This window comes from Ruegeria sp. BG10 (assembly GCF_056538575.1).
This window is the reverse complement of the sequence record NZ_JBQFTI010000003.1, coordinates 26,616-47,841: the sequence shown is the minus strand read 5'-3', so window position 1 is coordinate 47,841 and position 21,226 is coordinate 26,616. Positions and strand designations below refer to the sequence as shown.

General features: G+C 62.3%; 23 protein-coding genes. 9 read left to right on the top strand and 14 right to left on the bottom strand.

Features of this window, described 5'->3' with window-relative positions; translation table 11 throughout:
• Positions 1-12: 12 nt before the first annotated feature.
• Complete coding sequence (locus tag ACR0D8_RS13505; RefSeq protein ID WP_480647203.1) at positions 13-1,452, bottom strand: aldehyde dehydrogenase family protein; 1,440 nt, start codon at positions 1,450-1,452, stop codon at positions 13-15.
• Between the two features lie 213 nt (positions 1,453-1,665).
• Here ACR0D8_RS13505 and ACR0D8_RS13500 point away from each other — a divergent pair, with 213 nt between their 5' ends.
• Positions 1,666-2,316, top strand: coding sequence for a peroxiredoxin (locus tag ACR0D8_RS13500; protein WP_480647201.1), 651 nt, complete (start codon positions 1,666-1,668; stop codon positions 2,314-2,316).
• A gap of 73 nt (positions 2,317-2,389) precedes the next feature.
• Here ACR0D8_RS13500 and ACR0D8_RS13495 read toward each other — a convergent pair whose 3' ends face one another.
• The 3 genes from ACR0D8_RS13495 to pnp form a co-directional block, all read right to left on the bottom strand.
• Positions 2,390-3,121: a glycosyltransferase family 25 protein gene (locus tag ACR0D8_RS13495; RefSeq protein WP_480647199.1), complete on the bottom strand. Its 732-nt coding sequence runs from the start codon at positions 3,119-3,121 to the stop codon at positions 2,390-2,392.
• A gap of 134 nt (positions 3,122-3,255) precedes the next feature.
• Positions 3,256-3,645, bottom strand: coding sequence for a nuclear transport factor 2 family protein (locus ACR0D8_RS13490; RefSeq protein WP_480647197.1), 390 nt, complete (start codon positions 3,643-3,645; stop codon positions 3,256-3,258).
• 91 nt (positions 3,646-3,736) lie between these two features.
• Positions 3,737-5,887 (bottom strand): polyribonucleotide nucleotidyltransferase, encoded by a 2,151-nt coding sequence (pnp, locus tag ACR0D8_RS13485; RefSeq protein ID WP_480647196.1) that lies wholly within the window; start codon positions 5,885-5,887, stop codon positions 3,737-3,739.
• A 271-nt stretch (positions 5,888-6,158) separates the two neighbouring features.
• On the opposite strand from pnp, the gene ACR0D8_RS13480 reads away from it, so the two are divergent.
• The 4 genes from ACR0D8_RS13480 to ACR0D8_RS13465 all read left to right on the top strand — a co-directional run bounded on the left by ACR0D8_RS13480 (position 6,159) and on the right by ACR0D8_RS13465 (position 10,443).
• A complete protein-coding gene (locus ACR0D8_RS13480) occupies positions 6,159-6,923 on the top strand; it encodes a DUF3299 domain-containing protein (RefSeq protein ID WP_480647194.1) in 765 nt (254 codons plus the stop codon).
• 197 nt (positions 6,924-7,120) lie between these two features.
• Positions 7,121-8,722 carry a BCCT family transporter gene (locus ACR0D8_RS13475; protein ID WP_480647192.1) on the top strand — a complete coding sequence of 534 codons (1,602 nt, stop codon included), beginning with the start codon at positions 7,121-7,123 and terminating at the stop codon, positions 8,720-8,722.
• A 127-nt stretch (positions 8,723-8,849) separates the two neighbouring features.
• Entirely contained in the window at positions 8,850-10,001 is a 1,152-nt protein-coding gene (locus tag ACR0D8_RS13470) for an Acg family FMN-binding oxidoreductase (protein ID WP_480647190.1), read from the top strand.
• Positions 9,982-10,443, top strand: a complete 462-nt coding sequence (locus ACR0D8_RS13465; protein WP_480647188.1) for a MarR family winged helix-turn-helix transcriptional regulator — start codon at positions 9,982-9,984, stop codon at positions 10,441-10,443. The genes ACR0D8_RS13470 and ACR0D8_RS13465 overlap by 20 nt, the downstream gene beginning before the upstream one ends.
• Before the next feature lie 90 nt (positions 10,444-10,533).
• Here the strand turns inward: ACR0D8_RS13465 and rpsO are convergent, their stop codons facing one another.
• The 6 genes from rpsO to rbfA form a co-directional block, all read right to left on the bottom strand.
• Entirely contained in the window at positions 10,534-10,803 is a 270-nt protein-coding gene (gene rpsO, locus ACR0D8_RS13460) for a 30S ribosomal protein S15 (protein WP_050605082.1), read from the bottom strand.
• 144 nt (positions 10,804-10,947) lie between these two features.
• The gene (locus ACR0D8_RS13455; RefSeq protein ID WP_480647186.1) at positions 10,948-11,970 is read right to left on the bottom strand and encodes a calcium-binding protein; all 1,023 of its coding nucleotides are present in this window, start codon (positions 11,968-11,970) and stop codon (positions 10,948-10,950) included.
• A gap of 94 nt (positions 11,971-12,064) precedes the next feature.
• Positions 12,065-12,568: a DUF1643 domain-containing protein gene (locus ACR0D8_RS13450; protein WP_480647184.1), complete on the bottom strand. Its 504-nt coding sequence runs from the start codon at positions 12,566-12,568 to the stop codon at positions 12,065-12,067.
• Positions 12,569-12,589: 21 nt separating this feature from the next.
• The gene (truB, locus tag ACR0D8_RS13445) at positions 12,590-13,495 is read right to left on the bottom strand and encodes a tRNA pseudouridine(55) synthase TruB (RefSeq protein WP_480647183.1); all 906 of its coding nucleotides are present in this window, start codon (positions 13,493-13,495) and stop codon (positions 12,590-12,592) included.
• 82 nt (positions 13,496-13,577) lie between these two features.
• Complete coding sequence (locus tag ACR0D8_RS13440; protein WP_480647181.1) at positions 13,578-14,315, bottom strand: phosphodiester glycosidase family protein; 738 nt, start codon at positions 14,313-14,315, stop codon at positions 13,578-13,580.
• Entirely contained in the window at positions 14,312-14,707 is a 396-nt protein-coding gene (gene rbfA, locus ACR0D8_RS13435) for a 30S ribosome-binding factor RbfA (RefSeq protein ID WP_170562172.1), read from the bottom strand. The genes ACR0D8_RS13440 and rbfA overlap by 4 nt, the downstream gene beginning before the upstream one ends.
• A 92-nt stretch (positions 14,708-14,799) precedes the next feature.
• Between rbfA and dapB the strand changes: the two genes are divergently transcribed.
• Positions 14,800-15,609: a 4-hydroxy-tetrahydrodipicolinate reductase gene (dapB, locus tag ACR0D8_RS13430; RefSeq protein WP_480647179.1), complete on the top strand. Its 810-nt coding sequence runs from the start codon at positions 14,800-14,802 to the stop codon at positions 15,607-15,609.
• A 38-nt stretch (positions 15,610-15,647) separates the two neighbouring features.
• Positions 15,648-16,331, top strand: coding sequence for a DUF2306 domain-containing protein (locus tag ACR0D8_RS13425; RefSeq protein ID WP_480647177.1), 684 nt, complete (start codon positions 15,648-15,650; stop codon positions 16,329-16,331).
• Here the strand turns inward: ACR0D8_RS13425 and ACR0D8_RS13420 are convergent.
• The 3 genes from ACR0D8_RS13420 to tmpA are packed head-to-tail and all read right to left on the bottom strand — an operon-like array spanning position 16,318 to position 18,706.
• A complete protein-coding gene (locus ACR0D8_RS13420; protein WP_480647175.1) occupies positions 16,318-16,986 on the bottom strand; it encodes an ureidoglycolate lyase in 669 nt (222 codons plus the stop codon). The two genes, ACR0D8_RS13425 and ACR0D8_RS13420, sit on opposite strands and share 14 nt — an antisense overlap.
• Positions 16,983-17,573 (bottom strand): (R)-1-hydroxy-2-trimethylaminoethylphosphonate oxygenase, encoded by a 591-nt coding sequence (tmpB, locus tag ACR0D8_RS13415; RefSeq protein ID WP_480647173.1) that lies wholly within the window; start codon positions 17,571-17,573, stop codon positions 16,983-16,985. The genes ACR0D8_RS13420 and tmpB overlap by 4 nt, the downstream gene beginning before the upstream one ends.
• Positions 17,570-18,706 carry a 2-trimethylaminoethylphosphonate dioxygenase gene (gene tmpA / locus ACR0D8_RS13410; RefSeq protein WP_480647172.1) on the bottom strand — a complete coding sequence of 379 codons (1,137 nt, stop codon included), beginning with the start codon at positions 18,704-18,706 and terminating at the stop codon, positions 17,570-17,572. The genes tmpB and tmpA overlap by 4 nt, the downstream gene beginning before the upstream one ends.
• Before the next feature lie 99 nt (positions 18,707-18,805).
• Between tmpA and ACR0D8_RS13405 the strand changes: the two genes are divergently transcribed.
• A complete protein-coding gene (locus tag ACR0D8_RS13405) occupies positions 18,806-19,660 on the top strand; it encodes a LysR family transcriptional regulator (protein ID WP_480647170.1) in 855 nt (284 codons plus the stop codon).
• Between the two features lie 4 nt (positions 19,661-19,664).
• Here the strand turns inward: ACR0D8_RS13405 and ACR0D8_RS13400 are convergent, their stop codons facing one another.
• Positions 19,665-19,847, bottom strand: a complete 183-nt coding sequence (locus ACR0D8_RS13400; RefSeq protein ID WP_480647724.1) for a DUF1674 domain-containing protein — start codon at positions 19,845-19,847, stop codon at positions 19,665-19,667.
• 90 nt (positions 19,848-19,937) lie between these two features.
• Between ACR0D8_RS13400 and ACR0D8_RS13395 the strand changes: the two genes are divergently transcribed.
• A complete protein-coding gene (locus ACR0D8_RS13395; protein ID WP_480647168.1) occupies positions 19,938-21,194 on the top strand; it encodes an RsmB/NOP family class I SAM-dependent RNA methyltransferase in 1,257 nt (418 codons plus the stop codon).
• The last annotated feature ends 32 nt before the right edge of the window (positions 21,195-21,226 follow it).

Sequence of the window (21,226 nt, the reverse complement as noted above, 5' to 3'; positions counted from 1 at the left end):
ATCAAATGGGGATTACTCGGCAGCCCAGCCGCCGACGGCCTTGACCTCAAGAAAGTCTTCCAGCCCCCAGACCCCGCCTTCGCGCCCGTTGCCGGATTGTTTCATCCCGCCGAACGGAGAACCGGCGCTGCGCGACTGGCCGTTCATCTCGACCATGCCGGACCGCAGCACACGCGCCATGCGGTTGGCGCGCGCGCCGTCCTGCGTCTGGACATAGTTGGTCAGCCCATAGGGCGTGTCATTGGCAATCTCGACGGCCTCTTCCTCGGTGTCGAAGGGGATCATGGTCAGGACCGGGCCAAAGATTTCCTCGCGCGCAATGGTCATCTGGTTGTTGGCGTCGGCAAAGACTGTGGGGCGCACGTAATAGCCCTTGTTCAGACCCTCGGGCCGGCCGGTGCCGCCGGCAACCAGACGCGCGCCCTCGTCGATCCCGGCCTGGATCAGGTCCTGAATCTTGGTCCACTGAACCTCATTCACCACCGGGCCGATATGGCGGCCTTCCTCTGCGGCGCTGCCGACGGTGACCTTGTTCGCGACCTCGGCGGCGGTTTCCACTGCCTGATCATAGATCGGCCGCTGAACCAGCATGCGGCTGGGCGCGTTACAGCTTTGGCCGGTGTTGTTCATCATATGCAGAACGCCGCGTTTGACGGCCTTTTCATCGGCATCCGCAAAGACCACATTTGCACCTTTGCCGCCGAGCTCCAGATGCACTTTCTTCAGCGTATTGGCCGCGTTTTTGGAAATTGCCGTTCCGGCACGGGTTGATCCGGTAAAGCTGACCATATCCACATCCGGATGTCCCGACAGCTGCGACCCGACACCTGCGCCGTCGCCGTTGACCAGATTGAATACGCCGGGCGGGAACCCTGCCTCGTCCATCATTTCGGCAAAGATCATGGCGTTCAGCGGGCTTTGTTCGGACGGCTTCAGAACCATGGTGCAGCCCGCAATCGCCGCGGCGCCCACCTTGAGCGTGATCTGGTTCATCGGCCAGTTCCAGGGTGTGATCAGGGCGGCCACTCCGACTGCTTCATAGATGATGCGGTCATTCGGGGCGTGATCGCCCAAGGGGCGTTCGAACTGAAACGCCTTTGCGGCGCGGATGAAATTCTTCAGGTGCCAGATTCCCGCGCCCGATTGCTGCGTGCGCGCCATGTCGATCGGGGCACCCATCTCTTGCGACATGGCCCGGGCCAGATCCTCGGACCGGCTCTGGTAGATGTCGGCCAGCTTTTCAACCAGCGCAATGCGTGTCTCGACCGGGGTTGCCATCCATCCCGGCAGGGCGGCCCGGGCCGCGGCGACGGCGGCATCGGTATCCGCCTGCGCCCCCAGTGAAATCACCGCGCAGGGCTCCTCGGTCGAGGGGTTGATGACCTTGAAATCATTGGCCGCCGACGGGGCAACCCATTGTCCGTTAATGTAGAAATTTCGCATTTCGATCATGGCGTGTCCTCCCGACCATGTTGCCGAACCCGGTGTTCGGGGCACTGTGTCATCGGGCCCGGGGCGCGGCAAGTGGGAAATCTGATCAAATCCGCGGGCGCAGGGAGAGCGTCGAAAATTCCCCGAAGTTATTTGCCGACTGTATAACTATTGCGCAAAGTGGTTAGGTTCACAGCAGCCGACTCGGTTAACAATCAGCAGAGGAGATGCCCCATGGGTTTGCGCATCAACGATACGGTACCGAATTTCACCGCTGAAACGGATCAGGGCACCATTCAGTTTCACGACTGGATCGGGGACAGCTGGGCCATCCTGTTTTCGCACCCCAAGGATTTCACTCCCGTCTGCACCACCGAGTTCTCGGCCGTTGCGCAACTGAATGACGAATGGGCGGCGCGCAATACCAAGGTTCTGGGCGTATCGGTTGACGGGGTCGAGGACCACAAGAAATGGAAGAAGGACATCGAAGCCTACGGCAATGCCAATCCGGGCTTTCCGATCATCGCCGATGACGGGCTTGAAGTGTCCAAGGCCTTTGACATGCTGCCGGCCGAGGCATACCTGCCCGACGGTCGCACCCCGGCAGACAGCGCCACCGTGCGGTCCGTCTTTATCATAGGACCGGACAAGCAGCTGAAACTGTCGATGACCTACCCGATGACCGTGGGCCGCAACTTTGCCGAGATATTGCGGGCGCTGGACGGGTTGCAGATGTCGGCCAAAGGCGTCGCCACGCCGGCGAACTGGGTGCCGGGTGAGGATGTGATCATCCCGCCGGCGGTGTCGAACGAAGAAGCGGCCGAGAAGTTCGGCGAGTTTGAGACGATCTTCCCCTACCTGCGCAAGACCAAGGCGCCGTCGTAAGGCGGATGCCGGGTCGGGGGGCTGTCTGCCCCCCCAATCGCGCCTTTGGGCGCGATCCCCCCCGAAGGTATTTTCAGCCAGATGAAGCAGGCGGGCGCTGCGGATGCAGGTGGAGCTGCGCCCGGTAAACCGCACGTTTGAATTCCCGGGTCAGCTTGTCGCTGAGCGGCGGTTTGGTCTGAATGGTCGAGCCGCCGATTTCGCCGGCCACTTCCTGATTGCCGCTGCCCTGGAGGGCGTGGATGGGCTGACCGGTAAGCCAGTGCATCTGCAGGAAAGTATCCACGGGGCGGTCGATCCGGTTGGTGGCAGCCAGCAGGCGGTTGGCGGCGCGCCGTCCGACCACCTGACAGACACATTGCAGGCCGATGATTTTGGGCAGGATCAGGCGCAGCCCGTCGCGTTCGGCCAGTGTCTGAGCGGGCACCTCGCGCTGTTTCACCGGAATGCGGATGTAGTGATCAGGTGTTGCGATCGGGGCCAGCAGATCCAGCGCCTGGGCCATGCGGGGGGCGTCGATGCGCAGATCGTCCTCGGTGATAATGGCCAGGTCGATCTCTTCCTCGACCAGTTTGCGCCAGATGCGGCGATGGCTTTCGAAAACGCCGATTTCCGCCGGGCGCAGGGCAAACGGGTAGTGCGGGCGATACAGGTCGCCCGGATGCAGGTGAACGCCTGCGATCTGGTCGGGGTCGCGCCCGTTCACCGCCTCGAACAGTTCGGCATTGGGCAGATCGGCGCACAATTGGTCGGCATTGGGTTTGCGCGCGGTGCTGGAAGACATGTGGATGACAAAGGATCGCATATTCCCGTGCATAGAACAGGCGGAGAGGCGGGGGAAGAGGAAGCGGTCGCGGATCGCGGGCTGAGTGACTTTCGGTGAGGGCGAGATGGCACGTACCGCCTGGAACGCGACGGTCACAGGCTGAACGCTGTGGATCAGGCTTCGCCAAAATCCACCAGAACGGGGGCGGTGTCATAGATGATCCTGACCGTCTTGAACCGCTCCAGATCGTCGGTCAGTTCAAACAGGTCCACGCATTCGATGGTTTCGGGATGCCCGTCGCGGATGGTGCGCGTGTAGTTGAAGTGCACCGCCATGCCAGGACCGCCCGAAATGTCGGCAAACGTATTCCTGTGGCGGATGGACCTGTCATGGGTGATCTGCATCACGTTACTGTAGAAATCCCGCGCCGGTTGCTTTCCCGAAACCGGCGAAACCGCTGTTGCGTCTGCGGCGAACAGGCCCAGCAATGCGGGCAGATCGCCGTTTTCCATGGCCTGCAGGTAGCGCCGCGCCATCGCCTCCATCCAGGCTTTGTCGGGCATTGGCAATCCTCCCTCTGAGCGTGACGGGAGTGTACCACAAAAAAGGCCCCGGCATTGCGCCGGGGCCTTCGTCATTGGAAAAAGGGGCAGATTACTCTGCGCTTTCCTCTTTCTTTTCTTTCTTCTCGGGAACGATCTCTTCGCCGGTTTCCTGATCGACGACTTTCATGGACAGGCGCACTTTGCCGCGATCATCAAAGCCCAGCAGCTTGACCTTCACTTCCTGACCTTCCTTCAGAACATCCGACGGATGGTTCAGGCGGCGGTTTTCGATCTGGGACACGTGGACCAGACCGTCGCGCTTGCCAAAGAAATTCACGAAGGCGCCGAAATCGACGATCTTAACCACTTTACCGGTATAGATCTGACCCTCTTCCGGCTCGGCCACGATCGAATAGATCATGTCATAGGCCTTCTGGATCGACTCACCGTCGGGCGAGGCGATCTTGATGACGCCGTCATCGTTGATGTCGACCTTGGCACCCGACACTTCGACGATTTCGCGGATGACCTTACCGCCCGAGCCGATCACTTCGCGGATCTTGTCGGTGGGGATGTTCATGGTCTCGATGCGCGGCGCGTGGACCGAGAATTCGTTGGTCTCGGACAGGGCTTTGCCCATCTCACCCAGAATGTGCATCCGGCCTTCTTTGGCCTGAGCCAGAGCGGTTTCCATGATCTGAGGCGTGATGCCCGCGACCTTGATGTCCATCTGCAGCGAGGTGATGCCGTTTTCGGTACCCGCCACTTTGAAATCCATGTCGCCCAGGTGGTCTTCGTCACCCAGAATGTCGGTCAGAACAGCGTATTCGCCGTCATCTTCCAGGATCAGACCCATTGCCACACCGGCAACCGGCGCTTTCAGCGGAACGCCCGCGTCCATCATCGACAGCGAACCGCCGCAGACAGAAGCCATCGAGCTGGAACCGTTGGATTCAGTGATCTCCGACACCACGCGAACGGTGTAGGGGAAGTCGGTCGGCGCAGGCAGAACCGCCTGCAGCGCGCGCCATGCCAGCTTGCCGTGGCCGATCTCACGCCGGCCCGGAGGGCCAACGCGGCCCACTTCACCCACCGAATAGGGAGGGAAGTTGTAATGCAGCAGGAAGTTCGATTTGAAGTTGCCGTGCAGCGCGTCGATGAACTGTTCGTCGTCACCGGTGCCCAGCGTGGTCACGGCCAGCGCCTGCGTTTCACCACGGGTGAACAGGGCGGAACCGTGGGTACGCGGCAGCATTGAGGTTTCGGCTTCGATAGCGCGGATATCGGTGGTCGAGCGACCGTCGATACGCTTGCCGCCCTTGACGACGTCACCGCGCAGAATGCCGGCTTCCAGCTTTTTCATCGCCGAACCAAGATTGGCGTCTTCCAGCTGTTCCTCGGTCAGCGCTTCCTTGATTGCTTCACGGGCGGCGGCAACAGCGGCGGTACGCTCCTGCTTGTCGGTGATCGCGAAGGCGGCGCGCATCTGCTCTTCACCAGCGGCTGCGACGGCAGCGTACAGTTCCGAGTAGTCGGGGGCCTGGAAGTCAAACGGTTCTTTCGCGGTGTCTTCGGCCAGATCGATGATCAGGTCGATGACCGGCTGAATCTGCTCATGCGCGAAGGTCACCGCGCCCAGCATTTCGGCCTCGGACAGTTCGTAGGCTTCCGATTCCACCATCATCACGGCGTTCTTGGTGCCGGCGACGACCAGGTCCAGACGCTGTTCGGGGTTCAGGCGCAGGTCCTGCATGTCGTCCACGGTCGGGTTCAGGACGTATTCGCCATCGACGAAACCAACACGGGCACCGGCGATCGGGCCCATGAACGGCGCGCCCGAGATGGTCAGGGCTGCCGAGGCGGCGATCATCGCGACGATGTCGGGGTCGTTGACCAGATCGTGGGACAGCACGGTGCACATCACCAGCACTTCGTTCTTGAAGCCGTCAACGAACAGCGGGCGGATCGGACGGTCGATCAGTCGCGCGGTCAGCGTCTCTTTCTCGGTTGGGCGCGCCTCGCGCTTGAAGAAGCCGCCCGGAACCTTGCCGGCGGCATAGTATTTTTCCTGATAGTGCACGGTCAGCGGGAAAAAGTCCTGACCGGGCTTTTGGCTCTTGGCAAAGGTCACGTTCGCCATCACGCTGGTTTCGCCCAGCGTGGCGATCACGGTGCCGTCGGCCTGACGGGCAACCTTTCCGGTTTCCAGTGTCAGCGTCTCTTCGCCCCACTGAATCGATTTCTTTGTTACATCAAACATTTGCGTATCCTAGAAGGGAGCGCTCCCGGCCCTCCGGGTCTCCCGTTTGCTTGGCGGCCCCATTGCCGCCGACCCCAATTTATCTTCCGTTCGAGTGCCGGGGTCAGGGCACAACGTCTCAGATGCACGGCGCATACATGAGATTGCGCCCAAAGGAAAGCGAAACTGCATCACCTGGGCGGTATGGTGCTGTGACCATCCGGGCATGGCGCAACGTCGCGCGGGTGGTTAGGATATGAGGGCACCAAATCCGACTGGGCCGAGGATGAAGATGAATATATGGTTGAACATTGCTGCCCTCGTGATGCTGGGCCTGGGCGGCCCCGCCGCCCTTGCCGCACCGGGCACGCCCTTGGAATGGACCGAATTGCCGGACCCGTCGGCGCAGGGGTTCGAGGACCCGTTTCGCGACCTCAAACCCGAACAGTTCGACGATCTGCTGTTCGTGCTGCGCCTGCGCAACCGCTTGCAGCAGGATGCCGGCAGCCCGCAAGAGCGGCAGAAATGGCAGGACCTTCTGATCGAGACTGAGGACGCGCTGGCCGCCGATCAGGTCGATGTCGACTGGTTGCTGTCGCAGCGCCAGCTTGTCACCGACCGCAGGGCCAAGGCGGCGGCGGCCGGAAATCCGACCCTGGAAGGTCAGACCGTGACAGTCACTGGCTTTGCCATTCCCGCACCGCCCGATGCGGACGGGCGGCAGGTCGCTTATCTGGTGCCGCAGGCCGGCATGTGCAGCCATTACCCGCCGCCGGCGCCCAATCAGATGATCCGGGTGACGCTGAATGGCGACTGGACGCCCGGATATGTCTACGAACCGGTGCGCCTGACCGGGCGGCTGGCCATCGCCCCATCGGTGCAGAAGATGCACATTATCGACGGGTTGGTGCCGATGCGGGCCACGTTCCGGCTGGAGGCCGAGATGGCCGAGCCGCTGGAGGGTGCGAAAAACCGGGACGGGACGCTCGGTCGCCTGAAGGATCGCCTGCGGGCGGCGACCGGCCGGAAAACGGGTGGAACACTGGTGGCGGACTGAACGCCGAACGGTGGTTGCGCGCGGAATTAAATTCACGAAAATGAATGCATTTTGTGAAATTTCGATGACAGTGTAGGCTCTTAACCCAAGACCCAGGGTCGAAATGACGGGAAACGCGCCAAGGGGAAACCGAGATACCTGCCGTCTATCGACCGAAAGCCTTGGCGTTTGCACGCAGCAAACAGAAGGAAAGTCGAATGTCTCAAACCAAGAAAATGCTGGATCCGGATCCTCGGATCTATGATTTCGAGACCGAATACGAGCTGGGGCAGGATAACGTCCGGCCTTTCGGTCTGGACATCCACAACCCGGTCTTCCTGATCTCAAGTATCCTGATCTTTGCCTTCGTTCTGATCGCATTGGCCAATCAGGAAGCCGCCGCTTCGTTCTTTGGCTGGCTCCGGCCCTGGCTTACCAGTACGTTCGACTGGTTCCTGGTGTTGTCCGTGGATGCCATAACCCTGTTCTGTCTGGCGTTGATCGTGCTGCCCGTGGGCAAGGTCCGGATCGGCGGCAAGGACGCCAAGCCCGACTATTCCTATGCCGGATGGATTGCGATGATGTTCGCCGCCGGTATTGGCATCGGTCTGCTGTTTTTCGGCGTGATGGAGCCGGTCTATTACAATTTTGCCGAGGGCGGTAACGCGGCCCCTCTGGGCATCGATATCGCAGTGCCGGGCAATGAATATGCCGGCATCGTCGGCACAATCCATCATTGGGGGCTGGAAGGCTGGGCGGTCTACGCCGCCGTTGGTCTGAGCCTGGCAATCTTCAGCTACAACCTCGGCCTGCCGTTGACCCTGCGGTCGGCGTTCTACCCGATCCTGGGCGAACGTGTCTGGGGCTGGTGGGGCCATATCATCGACACGCTGGCGGTTTTTGCCACGCTGTTCGGCCTGACCACCTCGTTGGGTCTGGGCGCGCAGCAGGTCGCGGCGGGGTTGAACGAAGTGTTCGGCATTGCACCCAGCCCGACAGTGGTTGTTCTGCTGATCATCGGCATCACCATGATCGCGCTGGGTTCGGTTCTGATGGGCATGGATGCCGGCGTCAAACGGCTGAGCGAGATCAACATGGTCATGGCCGTCGGTCTGTTCATCTTCGTGATCGCGGTCACGGGCGTCGGTACAGCCATTTCGCGCTATTTCAACGTGATGGGCGACTATGTGATGAAGCTCCCGGCGCTGTCGAACCCGTTCGGGCGTGAGGATACCAGTTACTTCCATGGCTGGACCACGTTCTACTGGGCGTGGTGGATCGCCTGGTCGCCCTTCGTGGGCATGTTCATCGCCCGCATCTCCAAAGGTCGCACGGTGCGCGAGTTCGTGATCTGCGCGCTGCTGGCCCCGACGGCGGTCTGTGCGCTGTGGATGTCGACCTTTGGCGGCGCCGCCATCGACATGCTGAACGCAGGCGGAGCGGAAGGTGTTCGCGCCACGGTGATCGACAGCTATGCCCCCGAAGGCGCGCTGTTCGGGTTCCTCAAGGAATTGCCGCTCTATTCCATCGTAGCTCCGATTGCGCTGGTCCTGATCGTGGTGTTCTTTGTCACCTCGTCTGACTCGGGTTCGCTGGTGATCGACACGATCACTGCCGGCGGCAAAATGGACGCCCCGGTGATCCAGCGGGTTTTCTGGTGCACGCTGGAAGGTCTGGTGGCGATTGCCTTGCTGCTGGGCGGCGGCCTCAGCGCGCTGCAAGGCGCGGCGGTGTCGACCGGCATCCCGTTCACGCTGGTGGTTCTGATGATGTGCTATTGCCTGTGGCTGGCGCTGAAGTCCGAGCGGTCAAAAATCTGAACGTTCGCGAACGACCTGAATAGAATACAAGGGGCCGCCATGCGGCCCCTTTTTCTTGCGGGTGTCTCTTGCATATAGTCCGAAATCGAACTAAATAGTGCGATATCGTATTATATTGGAGATACAGATGCCCCTGTCCCGCCGCAAAGCCCTTGCCGTCCTTGGGGGCGGCACCATTCTTGCAGCCACCGCTGGCGTCGGATACGCGGTGACGCGAACGCCGCGCCGCGCGCTTGCGCCGTGGGCCGCTGCAGGAGAGGAGACCGAAATACGCCGCAAGGCCCTGTCCTTCGCCCTGCTGGCGCCGAACCCGCACAACCGGCAGCCGTGGATCGTGGATCTGAATGCCGAGAATGCGGTGACCCTGTATGCCGACACTGACCGTCTGCTGCCCGAGACGGACCCGTTCAGCCGGCAGATCACCATCGGTCTGGGGTGTTTTCTGGAAGTGATGCGCCTGGCCGCCGCGCAGGACGAGTACCGAGTGGAACTTGACCTGTTTCCCGAGGGTTCGGACGGAGCAGCGCTGGACAGCCGCCCGGTTGCGTATGCCCGGTTTGTGCCAGATGCCACGATCACGCCCGATCCGCTTTTTGCTCAGGTTCTGGCGCGCAGATCGCTGAAAGAGCCCTATGACATCACGCGACCGGTTGCCGCGGATGTCCTTGAACATCTGGCAGAGGCGGCCACTGGCACGGATTTTGGCGCCTCGGTGGACCCCGACAGCATCGCTGCGCTGCGAGAGCTGTCGCGCCGGGCGCTGCTGATCGAAATCAAAACACCGCACACCTACAAGGAAAGCGTTGATCTGTTTCGGATCGGTCACCGCGAGGTGAACGCCGATCCGGATGGCATCGATTTCACCGGGCCCATGTTCGAGGCGCTGAACCTGACTGGGCTGTTCACGCGCAAGGCTGCGCTGGATACCGCATCCATGACCTACAGGGCCGGGATCGATGCCGTGCTGGCCAATACGGAAACCGCCATGGGCCACGTCTGGCTGGTGACACCGGCCAACACCCGGCACGACCAGATCGCGGCGGGCGCGGATTGGGTGCGGGTCAACCTGGCGGCCACCGGGCAGGGGCTTGGCACCCAACCGCTCAGCCAGGCATTGCAGGAATATCCGGAAATGGCCGAACTCTACCGAGACATCCACAACCGGCTTGCGCCCGACGGGGGAACCGTTCAAATGTTTGCCCGTATCGGTTACGGGCCCGACGTGGCCCCAAGCCCGCGCTGGCCACTGGAATCCAAGATTGCACGACCCGAAACATAACCTTGGCACCGTCTTTGCGGTTTTCAATGAAATCGGCATCATCAGCCAGCTGTCGGGGGCGCTGTTCCAACGGCACCTGCCCGACGGCTTTCTGGTTTCCCATTTTTCGGTTCTGAACCATCTGGTGCGCGTGGGTGAAGGGGCGACCCCGCTGGCTATCGCGCAGGCGTTTCAGGTTCCCAAAACCACGATGACCCACACGTTGAGCGGGCTGGAAAAGGCCGGGTTGATCCGTCTGGAACCCAACCCGAAGGACGGGCGTTCGAAATGCGTCTTCCTTACCGAAGCAGGGCGGGCGTTTCGCGAAAACGCGATTGCGACCCTGGCGCCGGATGTCGAGAAACTGGCCCAAGTCATCCCCCCGGACCGCCTGTCCGCCATGCTGCCGCTGTTGTCGGAACTGCGCGTCTATTTGGATGCAGAGCGCGACGGCACGGACTAGCCCGTCTCGGTTATGGATCTGAGCACCGGAACAAAAAACGCCCGCCGGATCGGCGGGCGCAAAAGGCGTAGATTACTTACAAAAAAGCGATTAGCGGCGGATGCCCAGCTTTTTGATCAGGTCCTGGTAACGCGCTTCTTCCTTGCCTTTCAGGTAGTCCAGCAGCTTACGACGCTGGGCAACCATCTTCAGCAGACCGCGACGACCGTGGTTGTCTTTCTTGTGGGTCTTGAAGTGTTCGGTCAGGGTGTTGATGCGCGAGGTCAGGATGGCAACCTGGACTTCCGGCGAACCGGTGTCGCCGTCCTTGGTTGCGAATTCTTTCATGACGCGTGCTTTGTCAGCGGCAGTGATCGACATCGGGGTCTCCTTTGAAAGGTTAGAGTGAATGGCGCAGGCCGGGATGTCGTCCAGCACAGGCCCATGGAGAAAACCGCACCGATTCCAATGCGGATGGGCGCGTATAAGCGCAATTCCCACAAATGGCAAAGGGATTCTGCCGCCTCAGCCAAAGCTGTTGAGCTGCGCCAGTTCTCCGTCTGAGATCAGCTGAATATCGTCCGCGGTCAAGCCCCCGGCCCCCAGCAGGTGAGCCACCTCCTGCCCGTCGATCAGAACATGGGTCAGGTTCTCGTTTTCGGTGTCCGTTTCAATCCGGATATCGGGGTCTTCCTGACCGTCCCAGGAAATCAGCAGCTTGTCCTGACCAGGCTGGAAATCCATCACTGTGACGGCTTCGTCTTCTGCGTCGGGGTCCAGAACGATGTCATCCTCGCCACTTCCGCCGGTGACAATGTCGCCGCCATCTGCCAGAATCGTATCGTCACCGGCACCGCCATTCAGGAAATCCACCGCCTGCGCGCCTGCACCGTCATGGCCCGACAACCTGTCGTCGCCCTGGCCGCCGAACAGGGCATCCGCGCCCGCGTCCCCCTCCAACACATCGTCGCCATACCCGCCCTGCAGGGCGTCGTCGCCTTCGCCGCCAGACAACGCGTCATTGCCCTGACCGCCAAAGAGTTCGTCATCCCCCTTGCCGCCGTCCAGCCGGTCTGCGCCGAAATGACCATAAAGGGCGTCGTCGCCTTCGCCCGCCTCCAACTGGTCATCGCCACCCTCACCGTGAAGAACATCGTCGCCCTTCCCGCCGGTCAGGATATCCATGCCGTCACCGCCAAACAGCACATCGTCGCCGGCCCCGCCGTCGATCCTGTCATCGTCAGCGTAGCCGTTGATCTGGTCGTTGCCGTCCTGACCGGTCAGGTCGTCCGCTTCGTCGCTGCCGGCAATGACCAGATCGCCTTGGAATTCAGAGATGACAGTGCCGGTTGAAGGGCTGGAACCGTCCGGCTCGACGGGGTCTTCGATGTTCTCGCCGACCTCCAGAAAGTTGCCTTCGGAAATCTCATCGGGCTGATCGTCCACGATGTCGTCGTCTTCCGGGTCATCATCGGCGACAAACGCGTCGCTCATCGCGTAGGCCGCGCCGCCGACGGCCGCGAGGCTCAGCAATCCGATCAGAAACATGGGCCCCTCCGTGAACGCATCGCTCCGAGCGTGAAATATCCCATGGATTCAGACGCCTGGTCAAAGCCAGGTTGGTCTCGTGGTTAACCTTTTGTCACCACGCCTCGGGTTGCTGCGTGTAGGCGATGTAGAGCGGATGCTTCGGATGCCCGGCCTTGGTCAGCCCCAGATGGAAGAGCGGCTGGCCGGTGCCGCGCAACAGGGTTTCGACAGCCGGCCCACGGTCCAGATGTGCGCCATGGGTGCCCCAGGCGGCAATGACCTGATCGGCCCAGTCTACGCCATCCAGAATCGCGGCGTCATTCGCCGGACCCACCGGATCGGTCGCCGCCCGCATCTTGCGCGGATCGGTGTCGCGCCAGGCAAAGATGTTGGTTACCTGAAATGCACCGAACCCCAACGCCCGCGCGCGGCGTTCGCAGCGCTCCACTGTCGGGTCATTCTGCACCTCGGTTGCGGTCGAGGGGTTCAGCATCACGAACAGCGCCTTTTGCCCGGCCGGATCCCACACGCGGGTCAGGCTATAGCGATACTTCTCGCAGTCGGAATAGATGGCGGTCGAGGGCGCGTCGCCTTTGGTATGCGTTCGGGTGATCATGTCACCCGCCTAACACGGCACTCAGGCAACGAACACCCGGCTGGGATGCAATTCGCCGGATTTATAGATGCCCACCGCGACGGCCCTGCCATCCAGCGAGGCCCAGGCTTCATCCCCGTATTCCACGTCCGAGGCCAGCACCATGCCCGGATTGCCGTTGCCCAGGCGGGTGGCACCTTCGGGGGTACATTTCAACTCGGGCAGATCAGCAAGGCCGGTTTCCAGCGGGTGTAGGTAGTCGTCCAGCGCCTCGGTCTTGGCCATCTCGTCGATTTGTTCAATGCTCAGCCCGTCTTCGGCCTCGAACGGTCCGGACCAGATGCGGCGCAGCTCCCTGACGTGGCCGTGACACCCCAGAGCCGCGCCCAGATCGCGGGCGATGGAGCGGACATAGCCGCCTTTGCCGCAGGTCATCTCCAACACAACGTGATCTTCGTCAGGGCGGTCGACCAGCACCAATTCCTCGACCCATAGAGGGCGGGCGGTCAGTTCGACGTCCTCGCCATCGCGGGCCAGTTTATAGGCGCGCTGTCCGTCGATCTTTACGGCCGAAAATTTGGGCGGCACCTGCATGATCTCACCCAAAAACGGGCTCAGCGCCTGTTTAATGTCGTCATCCGAGGGGCGCGCATCGCTTTCCGCAATCACCTCACCCTCGGCATCATCGGTGTTGGTGGCCTGCCCCAGACGCACGGTGAACGTGTAGGCCTTGAGCGCATCGGTGATGTAGGGAACGGTCTTGGTCGCCTCACCCAAAGCCACGGCCAGAACGCCGGTCGCCTCGGGGTCCAGCGTGCCCGCGTGGCCCGCCTTTTTCGCGTCCATCGCCCAACGCACCTTGTTGACCACAGCGGTCGAGGTCATGCCGGCGGGCTTGTCCACCACCAGCCAGCCGGAAATGTCGCGACCCTTGCGTTTGCGTCCCATCTTGCACCTTGAATCTTACTGAGGCGCGCGACCTAGCGGATCGGTCGGGCACTGTCAATTTAGCATACGGGGGTGCGGGCCGTCAGGGAATATCCTGCACCACGCCCACAATCGGGCCCAGCGAAAACCCGACATCGGACCGGTTGCTGGCCCGGTCATACATGCGTGAGATATTGCCGTCGAAGAACAGCGCGTTCGGCGTGCCGATCACATCCCGGAACAGGCTGCCGAATTCGTGGAAAGTGACGTAATCATCCGAGATTGCAAACACCGCGCGGGTGCCATCGGCGCTGGTGCCGACCCCGTTGCGCACATAGCGCGAGGTCGAATCGGGCAGGAAACGCGGGTGCAGCGCGCCGTCGATCACCAGCATCGGGCCGGATTGCGTGGCGAAACGGCAGACCGGGGCCTGAGCAACGTAATCCAGCGTCTCGAACACATCGGCGCGGCCTTCGCGGATGCAGAACACGCCGTTTGGCAACAGGCCGAAATTGCCGGGGCCGGGGTTCGGGATCACGTGCATGATCTCGTCGCCTTCTTCGACGTAATGCCCCACGGGCGATCGGTCGTCGTGATACATGCCGGCATTCATGGCAAAGGCCAGACGCTTGCCATTGGGGGTCAGCGCCTCGTTCACCGTCGAAAAATGCCCCAGCAGCTCGCCATTCGCGTCATTCAGGAACAGGCGCAGGTCTTCGTTGGCGGCATCCACCTCGCAGACCGTGTACCGCTTGTCCTCATGGGTCAGCTTTTCACAAGTGACCGCCGAGGCTTGCGCGGCCCAAAGGACCGCGCCCAGCGTGGCCAGAGCCCTTATCACTCGTCAAGATCGCGGCGCACCGCGTCCTGATCGAACATGCGACGTGTGTCGTCCAGCCGATCAAACGTGTCATCCAGACGGAATCGCAGATCGGGTGAGAATTTCAGGCCGACCTTCTTGCCGACCATGCGCCGCAATTCACCCTTGTTGCGGGCGAGCAGCTCGATCACATCCTCCTGCCCCTTGCCGCCCAGAGGCAGCACATAGGCGGTGGCGATCTTCAGATCGGGCGAGGTGCGCACTTCACCTACAGTGATCGACATGCGGTTCAGGTCGGGGTCGTGGACATCTCCGCGCGCCAGAACCTCGGACAGGGTGCGACGGATCAGTTCGCCGACACGCAGCTGTCGTTGGGACGGGCCGGGGCCATCGTGAAATTTGTTCTTTGCCATATTCCCGATCTAAGCCCAAAGCCGGGCTTTGCCAAGCGGGCGCGAACCGGGTAGGAGGCTTTGAGCCGACTTATACAAAAAGGACCAGCGCAATGACCCATATTCCGGGGATCGTCATCACAGGGGCTTCGGGCCGTATGGGGCAGATGCTGATCAAGACCGTCACCGACAGCGATCAGGCGCGTCTGGTCGGCGTCGTCGAGCGTGCGGGCCATGACTGGATCGGTCAGGATGTAGGCGAGGCGATGGGCGGTCAGGCACTCGGCGTCAACGTCACCGACGACCCGCTGGAGGCGTTTGCGCAGGCGCAGGCGGTGATCGACTTCACCGCGCCCGAGGCAACGCTGGAGTTCGCCGCTCTGGCCGCGCAGGCGCGGTGCGTGCATGTGATCGGCACCACCGGCATGACCGACGAACAGATCGCCGCGCTGGAACCGGCCGCGCGCCACGCGGTGATCGTGCGGGCGGGCAACATGAGTCTTGGCGTCAACCTGCTGGTGCAACTGACCAAAAAGGTCGCCGCCGCGCTGGACGAGGATTTCGACATCGAGATTATCGAAGGTCACCATCATCACAAGGTCGACGCACCCTCGGGCACCGCGCTGATGCTGGGCGAGGCTGCCGCCGAGGGGCGCGGCGTCGATCTGACGGATGTATCGGACCGGGGCCGCGATGGCATCACCGGCGCGCGCAAACGCGGTGATATCGGCTTTCACGCCATTCGCGGCGGCGACATCGTGGGCGAGCATGATGTGCTGTTCGCCGCCTCCGGCGAACGCATCGTGCTGCGCCATCTGGCCTCGGATCGCGCAATTTTCGCCCGCGGCGCGCTGAAAGCGGCGCTGTGGGGGCAAGGCAAGTCGCCGGGTCAGTACGACATGGTGGATGTGTTGGGGCTGTAAGGCATAGACGGATCGTCATCCGGTATTAAGCTCTGCATATGCGGACCCTGACGGCGCGCCTTGCAACCGGACTGTTACTGGCAGTGTTCTATCTGACGCTGCTGCCGTTTCTGACGCACGGTTTCAGCATGATCGGGGTCGGGCTGTCAGATGATGCCGCCCGGCAGAGCTATCTTTTTGCCGACGGTCAGAGGGTCGGCAACGCGGCGATGATGCTGCATATCCTGACCGGAACGCTGCTGGTGGCACTGGTCCCGCTGCAACTGCTCAAAGCCCTTCGGCGACGATTCACCCGTTTTCACCGACTGTTGGGCAAGGGTCTGATCACGCTGGCGCTGATCACGGGGCTGGCCGGGATGGTGTATATTCCCCTGCGCGGCACGATCGGGGGGCCGGTGATGTCTTCCGCCTTCTTCCTGTATGGGCTGTGCTTGTTCACGGCCGCCCTGATGGTGGCGCGCATGGCGCTGGACGGGAACCGCGCGGGGCACTGGGCCTGGGGATTGCGGCTGTTCTGGCTGGCGCTGGGGTCCTGGCTTTACCGGGTCCATTACACGCTTTGGTATCTGCTGACCGGTGGGCTGTGGTCCGAGCCCGATTTCTCGGGCCCTTTCGACCTTGTGCAGAATTTCGCGTTTTTCATCCCTTATCTGCTGGCGGTGCAGGTCTGGATCTCTCGACGGCGTTCCGCCCATCAGGGCGCGCTGATCACAAATCCCTGATCTTGTCCGCGCGTAGCGGGCAGGCCAGATAAACGCCGAACTCTTTCCCGATATCGGCGCTGACCCGGGCGTGGACCCGGCCCTGCCGGTCGAGGAAGCGCTGGTCGTCTTCGACGGGGAAAATCCCCTCGTGCCAGATACCGGGGCGGATATAGAGGCCACGCGAACCATCACACCAGAACGCCACCACTTTGTCCGGCCTCAGGTTATCGCCAGGCAGGGCGGCGGGGATAATGAACGGCTTGTTGTCGAGCGGCCAGAACATCTGACCGCCGTCGGGGTGATAGTTCATGTGCCACAGCAGAACCTGATCGCGCGGTGCGGTTTGCCGACTGGCCTGCGCCTGTTGCGGGTCGGTGGACCAGCCAAGAACATAATGGCCGTTGACCGCCTCGTTCCGGCCATACAGCACGTCGCCCTTCCATTCCCCGTGGAACGTGCCTTCGACCCAGCCGCCTTCATCGCCGGTACCTTCGTCGATGGGGCGCCAGCCCTGCTGCGGCCAGCGCACGATCTCGATTTCAAAACTCTCCGGGTCGTCGACAAGACAGCCATAGCCTTTGACAGATGTGTAAGTAGCGCGAATAAGCGGAACCTCGTGCCAGGGCAGGGACGGTTTCGTGCTGGCCTCAAAGATGTATTCCGGCGCGTTCATGGCGTGCCCACATGTTTGTCGACCATGCGCTGCACCATGGGCGCGAAATGGGTGAAATCGGGGGTTTCCATGTCCGGGCGTTTGCCGGCCTCGTCCAGATAGCGGACCTGTATGATCTCTTTCAGGTTTGGATTTGCCTCGAATTCGGCGACTTCATCCGCGCTCATCGGGCCACCCTGCAGTTCCAGCGTATGGACCGAGGCCTCGGACAGGCGGTTGAAATACTCCGGCTTGGTGGCGCAGAGATAGCGTTTGGCCGCGACGTGATAGCGGCAGCAATCGGTGATGACCGACGGGAAGAACTGTTCCAGCACCGCGGCCCCGGCATCTTCGTGATGGCGGTCCTCGGTGTCATCCGGGTGATAGCTGCCGAATTCTGAGGTGAAATGGCCGATGTCGTGCAGCAACGCGCCGACGATGATTTCTTCGGGCATGCCGTTCTGTTCGGCGATGGTCGCACCCTGCAGCATGTGTTCGGCCATGGTGACAGGCTCGCCCAGATATTCCTCACTGCCCCGGCGGGTGAAGATGTCGCCGATGAAATCCACGATATTATCGCGGTTCAGGGTCGAAAAATCCGGTTTCATTCCGCTGCCTCCGGTTGATCCATGTCCATTGCCGCCAGCGTCGACAGCAATCCGTCCTTGTCGGCGTAACAGCCCTGCAACCAGCGCGAGCCTGCGCCGGAATAGCCCAGCCGCGCGTGCAGCACGCGGGTATTGTCGACAATGAAGCTTTCGCCCGGTTCCAGTTTGAACGACACGCCCATGGCGGGGTCATCAATGATCGCGGCCAGTTGGCGATAGGCGGCGTAATAAGCCTCCATCTTTTCGAACGGGATATCCACCAGCGGTGCGGTCGAGCGGTTGTTGAAGCGGATGCCAAGCAATTCGCCATCCGGCGACAGTTCGATCATCGGGCGGCGCGACCGCAGGCAAACGCCGTCCGCGCCTTTGTATTCGAAGCGCGCGGGGTAACCGGCCAGCAGGGCAAAACCATCCGGATTCTGGTCGCGCAGGCGCTCGGCGGCGCGGAACCCGTCCACAACGATGGATTCGCCGCCCTCGGCGCTGTTTTCCAGACAATAGAGGATTTGCAGCGTCGGCACCGGGTCGCGATAGGGGTTGTCGGTATGGGCCTGCAAGCCAAGGCCGGTATAGGCGAGGTTGGTGGGGTTCACCTCGGTCCGGACCTCGAAATAGGCGCCATAATTGGTCTTTCGGACGTAACCGAACAGATCGGCCACTTTCAGCAGCGATTCCGGCTCGGTCGGGCCGCCGGTCAGCTTGGCAAAACCGAACTTGGCGACCGCTGCCAGCCAGTCGCGTTTGGCGGTTGGATCGGCGTGCACCTCGGCCCAGTCGGCACTGGGCGCGTCCATGCCGCTCTGCCATGTGATGATGCCGGGGGCGGTTCGGCCGATGGGGCGGCTGTGGTCGCGGTCATAGATATGGTCGGCCAGCCAGTCGGACGGGAAAGTGACGGTCTTGCCTTCTGGCTGGAAGGTGACACGCAGATCGCCGTTCACGACCTCGGCGGCGCTGACCGAGATGTCCGTTGGGATGTCGCCGATGGTGATCAGGCGTTGCCCGTTCCCCGGCGCGCGCGTTTCTGCGTCCGGCGCATTGTCGCGCAGCCAGATGGCGTGAAAGCGGGCCCGGGTTCCGTCGTCAAATTCCAGCGTCAGGACCGACGGGTCAAACGTAGCGGTGCGCAGCATGGGCGGTCTCCTGTTCGGCGCGGGCTTTGGTTGAGCAGATACGCGCTTCGTGGCATTACGACAATTAATCCTTCTTTCTGCTGAGGCTTGGAAAAACTTATGGCTAAGAAAAAGATCGGATTGCCGCCGCTGGACTGGCTGCGCGTGTTCGAAGCGGCCGGGCGGTTGGGCGGGTTTTCCGCCGCCGCGCGGGAGTTCGGCCTGACGCAGGCAGCGGTCAGTCAGCGGATCGGCAACCTTGAGGCGTGGCTGGGGCGCACCCTGTTTGTGCGCGAGGCGCGGGGCGTGTCGCTGACGGTTGAAGGCGAAAGCTATCTGCCGCTGGTGCAGGACAGTCTGCAGGCGCTGGAACGCAACACCGAGGACCTGTTCGGGAAGTCCCCGCGCGAGCTGCGGGTGGCCGGGTTGTCGTCGCATATCTATGCGCTGGTTTTGCCCTGCATCCCCCGCTTTCAGGAACTGCGCCCCAAAGTTCGCCTCATGACCGATTCCGTTGCCCGCCGGTCGTCGCTGGATGAAGAAAAGACCTGGCTGCAAATCCGCTATGGGCGTGGCGTCTGGCCCGGGCGCGAGGCTGCCCTGATCGCGCAGGAAGTGCTGGTTCCCATGGCCGCCCCGGAAGTGGAATGGGGTGCGCCCTTGGTCGATCAGCGAGGCGAACGTCCGGGGTGGCGCGATTGGGCGCGGCACGCGGGGATTTCGGATTTGCCGCCGTCGCGCGTCAGTTTCGATTCAATGGGACATGCCATTGCTGCGGCGCGTCAGGGGATGGGGGTTGTGCTGGGGTCTGTGCCTCTGGCGGCTGGCAATGTACAGACGGGTCAGTTGCGCCGGCTGGATCTGCCCGAGCTTGCAACGCGCGAAGGCTATTGGCTGACCTGGCCCGAAGACCGCTTGCGCTCGAAAAAGCAGCGCGCGCTGATTGACGACTTTCTGGCGGCGCTGCGGGGATGAGCGTTCAGAAATCGACCGCGATGCCCTTCTTTTCCCAGTCGCCGTAACGGGCGGGGTCCGGGCCGTCGCGCCCGCCCAGCTCTTTCGGCATCTCCTTCGCCTCGGCCTTGGCCTTGCGGCGGCGCTCCTCGGCCTCGGCCAATGCGCGCCGGGCGGCGGGCGGCAGGTCTGTGCGGTCGTCACTCATGACATCGGGTTCCTTTCCGTGCATGGGCTTGATATACGCCCCCGTCCGCCCTTGGCAATGCGGGCGAGGGTCACAGCAAAGGCGGTTTTTATGTCCGACAACGCAACAGCGGCGCGACGCAGCGCGATTTACCTGCTGGATCAGATATTGGGGGAAGGGCGGCTTTTGTCCGAATGTCTGGCCGCCGGTGCGCTGGATCGTCTGGGGCCCGAAGACCGGGCCCGGGCACAACGCCTGACACTGAAAACCTTGCGCGGGCTGGAACGCGCCGACCGGCTGCTGGACAATCACCTGAACCGGACACCGGCCCTGACCGTGCATAACGCTCTGCGGCTCGGCGCGGTCGAGCTGTGTCACGGCGAGGCCGCGCATGGTGTCGTCAACTCGATGGTCGAGATCGTCGGACGGTCGCGCAAGCATGCGCGGCTGAAAGGTCTGGTGAATGCGGTGCTGCGCAAAGTGGCCGCCGAAGGCCCCGACGCCTGGCCAAAGATGCGGGTGCCACGCCTGCCCGACTGGCTGCGCGATCCGCTGATCATGGCCTGGGGCGCCGAGGCTGTAACTGGCATGGAACGGGCTCAGTTTGCCGGTGCACCGCTGGATATCACGCTGAAACCCGGCGCGACCGGACCCGGCGAGGCCCTGCCGACAGGGTCGATGCGCATACTAGATGCCGGGCAGGTGTCCGGCCTGCCGGGATTCGACCGGGGCGACTGGTGGGTGCAGGACGCCGCCGCCGCGATTCCGGTGCGGGTTCTGGCCCCGAAGACAACAGAGAAGGTTCTGGACCTCTGCGCCGCGCCGGGCGGCAAGACGCTGCAACTGGCCGCCGCCGGGGCCGGGGTTACGGCGCTGGATATTTCGGATTCGCGGTTGGAGCGGGTGCGTGAAAACCTCAGACGCACCGGGCTGACCGCAGAGGTGATCGCGGGCGACGCTCTGGAGCATCAGGGGCAATACGACGCCATCCTGCTGGATGCGCCCTGTTCCGCCACCGGCACCATTCGCCGCCACCCGGATCTGCCCTTTGCCAAGGACGGGTCCGAGTTTGGCGGGCTGATCGAGTTGCAGGCACAGATGCTGGCGCATGCCTGGACCCTGCTGAAACCCGGCGGGCGGCTGGTTTACTGCACCTGTTCCCTGCTGCCGGACGAAGGCGAGGTGCAGATCGAAGAGGCGCTGAACCAGTATCCCGACATGAAGGTGGATCACGCTGCGCTGAAGATTGCCGGCGTCGACCCGGGCTGGATCACCGAAGAGGGCGGCCTGCGCCTGCGCCCCGATTACTGGGCGGATCGCGGCGGCATGGACGGCTTCTACATCGCCTGCCTGAACAAAACCGGCTGAGCGCACGCTTTTCGATGACTTGACGATCAGCG

Coding starts and splice junctions, on each gene's coding strand:
- ACR0D8_RS13455 (WP_480647186.1), bottom strand. CDS start 11,970: ATGTTTCTGATCGGATTGCTGAGCCTCGCGGCCGTCGGCGGCGCGGCC.
- ACR0D8_RS13475 (WP_480647192.1), top strand. CDS start 7,121: ATGTCTCAAACCAAGAAAATGCTGGATCCGGATCCTCGGATCTATGAT.
- ACR0D8_RS13490 (WP_480647197.1), bottom strand. CDS start 3,645: ATGCCCGACAAAGCCTGGATGGAGGCGATGGCGCGGCGCTACCTGCAG.
- truB (WP_480647183.1), bottom strand. CDS start 13,495: ATGGGACGCAAACGCAAGGGTCGCGACATTTCCGGCTGGCTGGTGGTG.
- ACR0D8_RS13480 (WP_480647194.1), top strand. CDS start 6,159: ATGAATATATGGTTGAACATTGCTGCCCTCGTGATGCTGGGCCTGGGC.
- ACR0D8_RS13450 (WP_480647184.1), bottom strand. CDS start 12,568: ATGATCACCCGAACGCATACCAAAGGCGACGCGCCCTCGACCGCCATC.
- dapB (WP_480647179.1), top strand. CDS start 14,800: ATGACCCATATTCCGGGGATCGTCATCACAGGGGCTTCGGGCCGTATG.
- ACR0D8_RS13400 (WP_480647724.1), bottom strand. CDS start 19,847: ATGAGTGACGACCGCACAGACCTGCCGCCCGCCGCCCGGCGCGCATTG.
- ACR0D8_RS13420 (WP_480647175.1), bottom strand. CDS start 16,986: ATGAACGCGCCGGAATACATCTTTGAGGCCAGCACGAAACCGTCCCTG.
- ACR0D8_RS13500 (WP_480647201.1), top strand. CDS start 1,666: ATGGGTTTGCGCATCAACGATACGGTACCGAATTTCACCGCTGAAACG.
- rbfA (WP_170562172.1), bottom strand. CDS start 14,707: ATGGCAAAGAACAAATTTCACGATGGCCCCGGCCCGTCCCAACGACAG.
- rpsO (WP_050605082.1), bottom strand. CDS start 10,803: ATGTCGATCACTGCCGCTGACAAAGCACGCGTCATGAAAGAATTCGCA.
- pnp (WP_480647196.1), bottom strand. CDS start 5,887: ATGTTTGATGTAACAAAGAAATCGATTCAGTGGGGCGAAGAGACGCTG.
- ACR0D8_RS13505 (WP_480647203.1), bottom strand. CDS start 1,452: ATGATCGAAATGCGAAATTTCTACATTAACGGACAATGGGTTGCCCCG.
- ACR0D8_RS13495 (WP_480647199.1), bottom strand. CDS start 3,121: ATGCGATCCTTTGTCATCCACATGTCTTCCAGCACCGCGCGCAAACCC.
- ACR0D8_RS13405 (WP_480647170.1), top strand. CDS start 18,806: ATGGCTAAGAAAAAGATCGGATTGCCGCCGCTGGACTGGCTGCGCGTG.
- tmpA (WP_480647172.1), bottom strand. CDS start 18,706: ATGCTGCGCACCGCTACGTTTGACCCGTCGGTCCTGACGCTGGAATTT.
- ACR0D8_RS13425 (WP_480647177.1), top strand. CDS start 15,648: ATGCGGACCCTGACGGCGCGCCTTGCAACCGGACTGTTACTGGCAGTG.
- ACR0D8_RS13470 (WP_480647190.1), top strand. CDS start 8,850: ATGCCCCTGTCCCGCCGCAAAGCCCTTGCCGTCCTTGGGGGCGGCACC.
- tmpB (WP_480647173.1), bottom strand. CDS start 17,573: ATGAAACCGGATTTTTCGACCCTGAACCGCGATAATATCGTGGATTTC.
- ACR0D8_RS13395 (WP_480647168.1), top strand. CDS start 19,938: ATGTCCGACAACGCAACAGCGGCGCGACGCAGCGCGATTTACCTGCTG.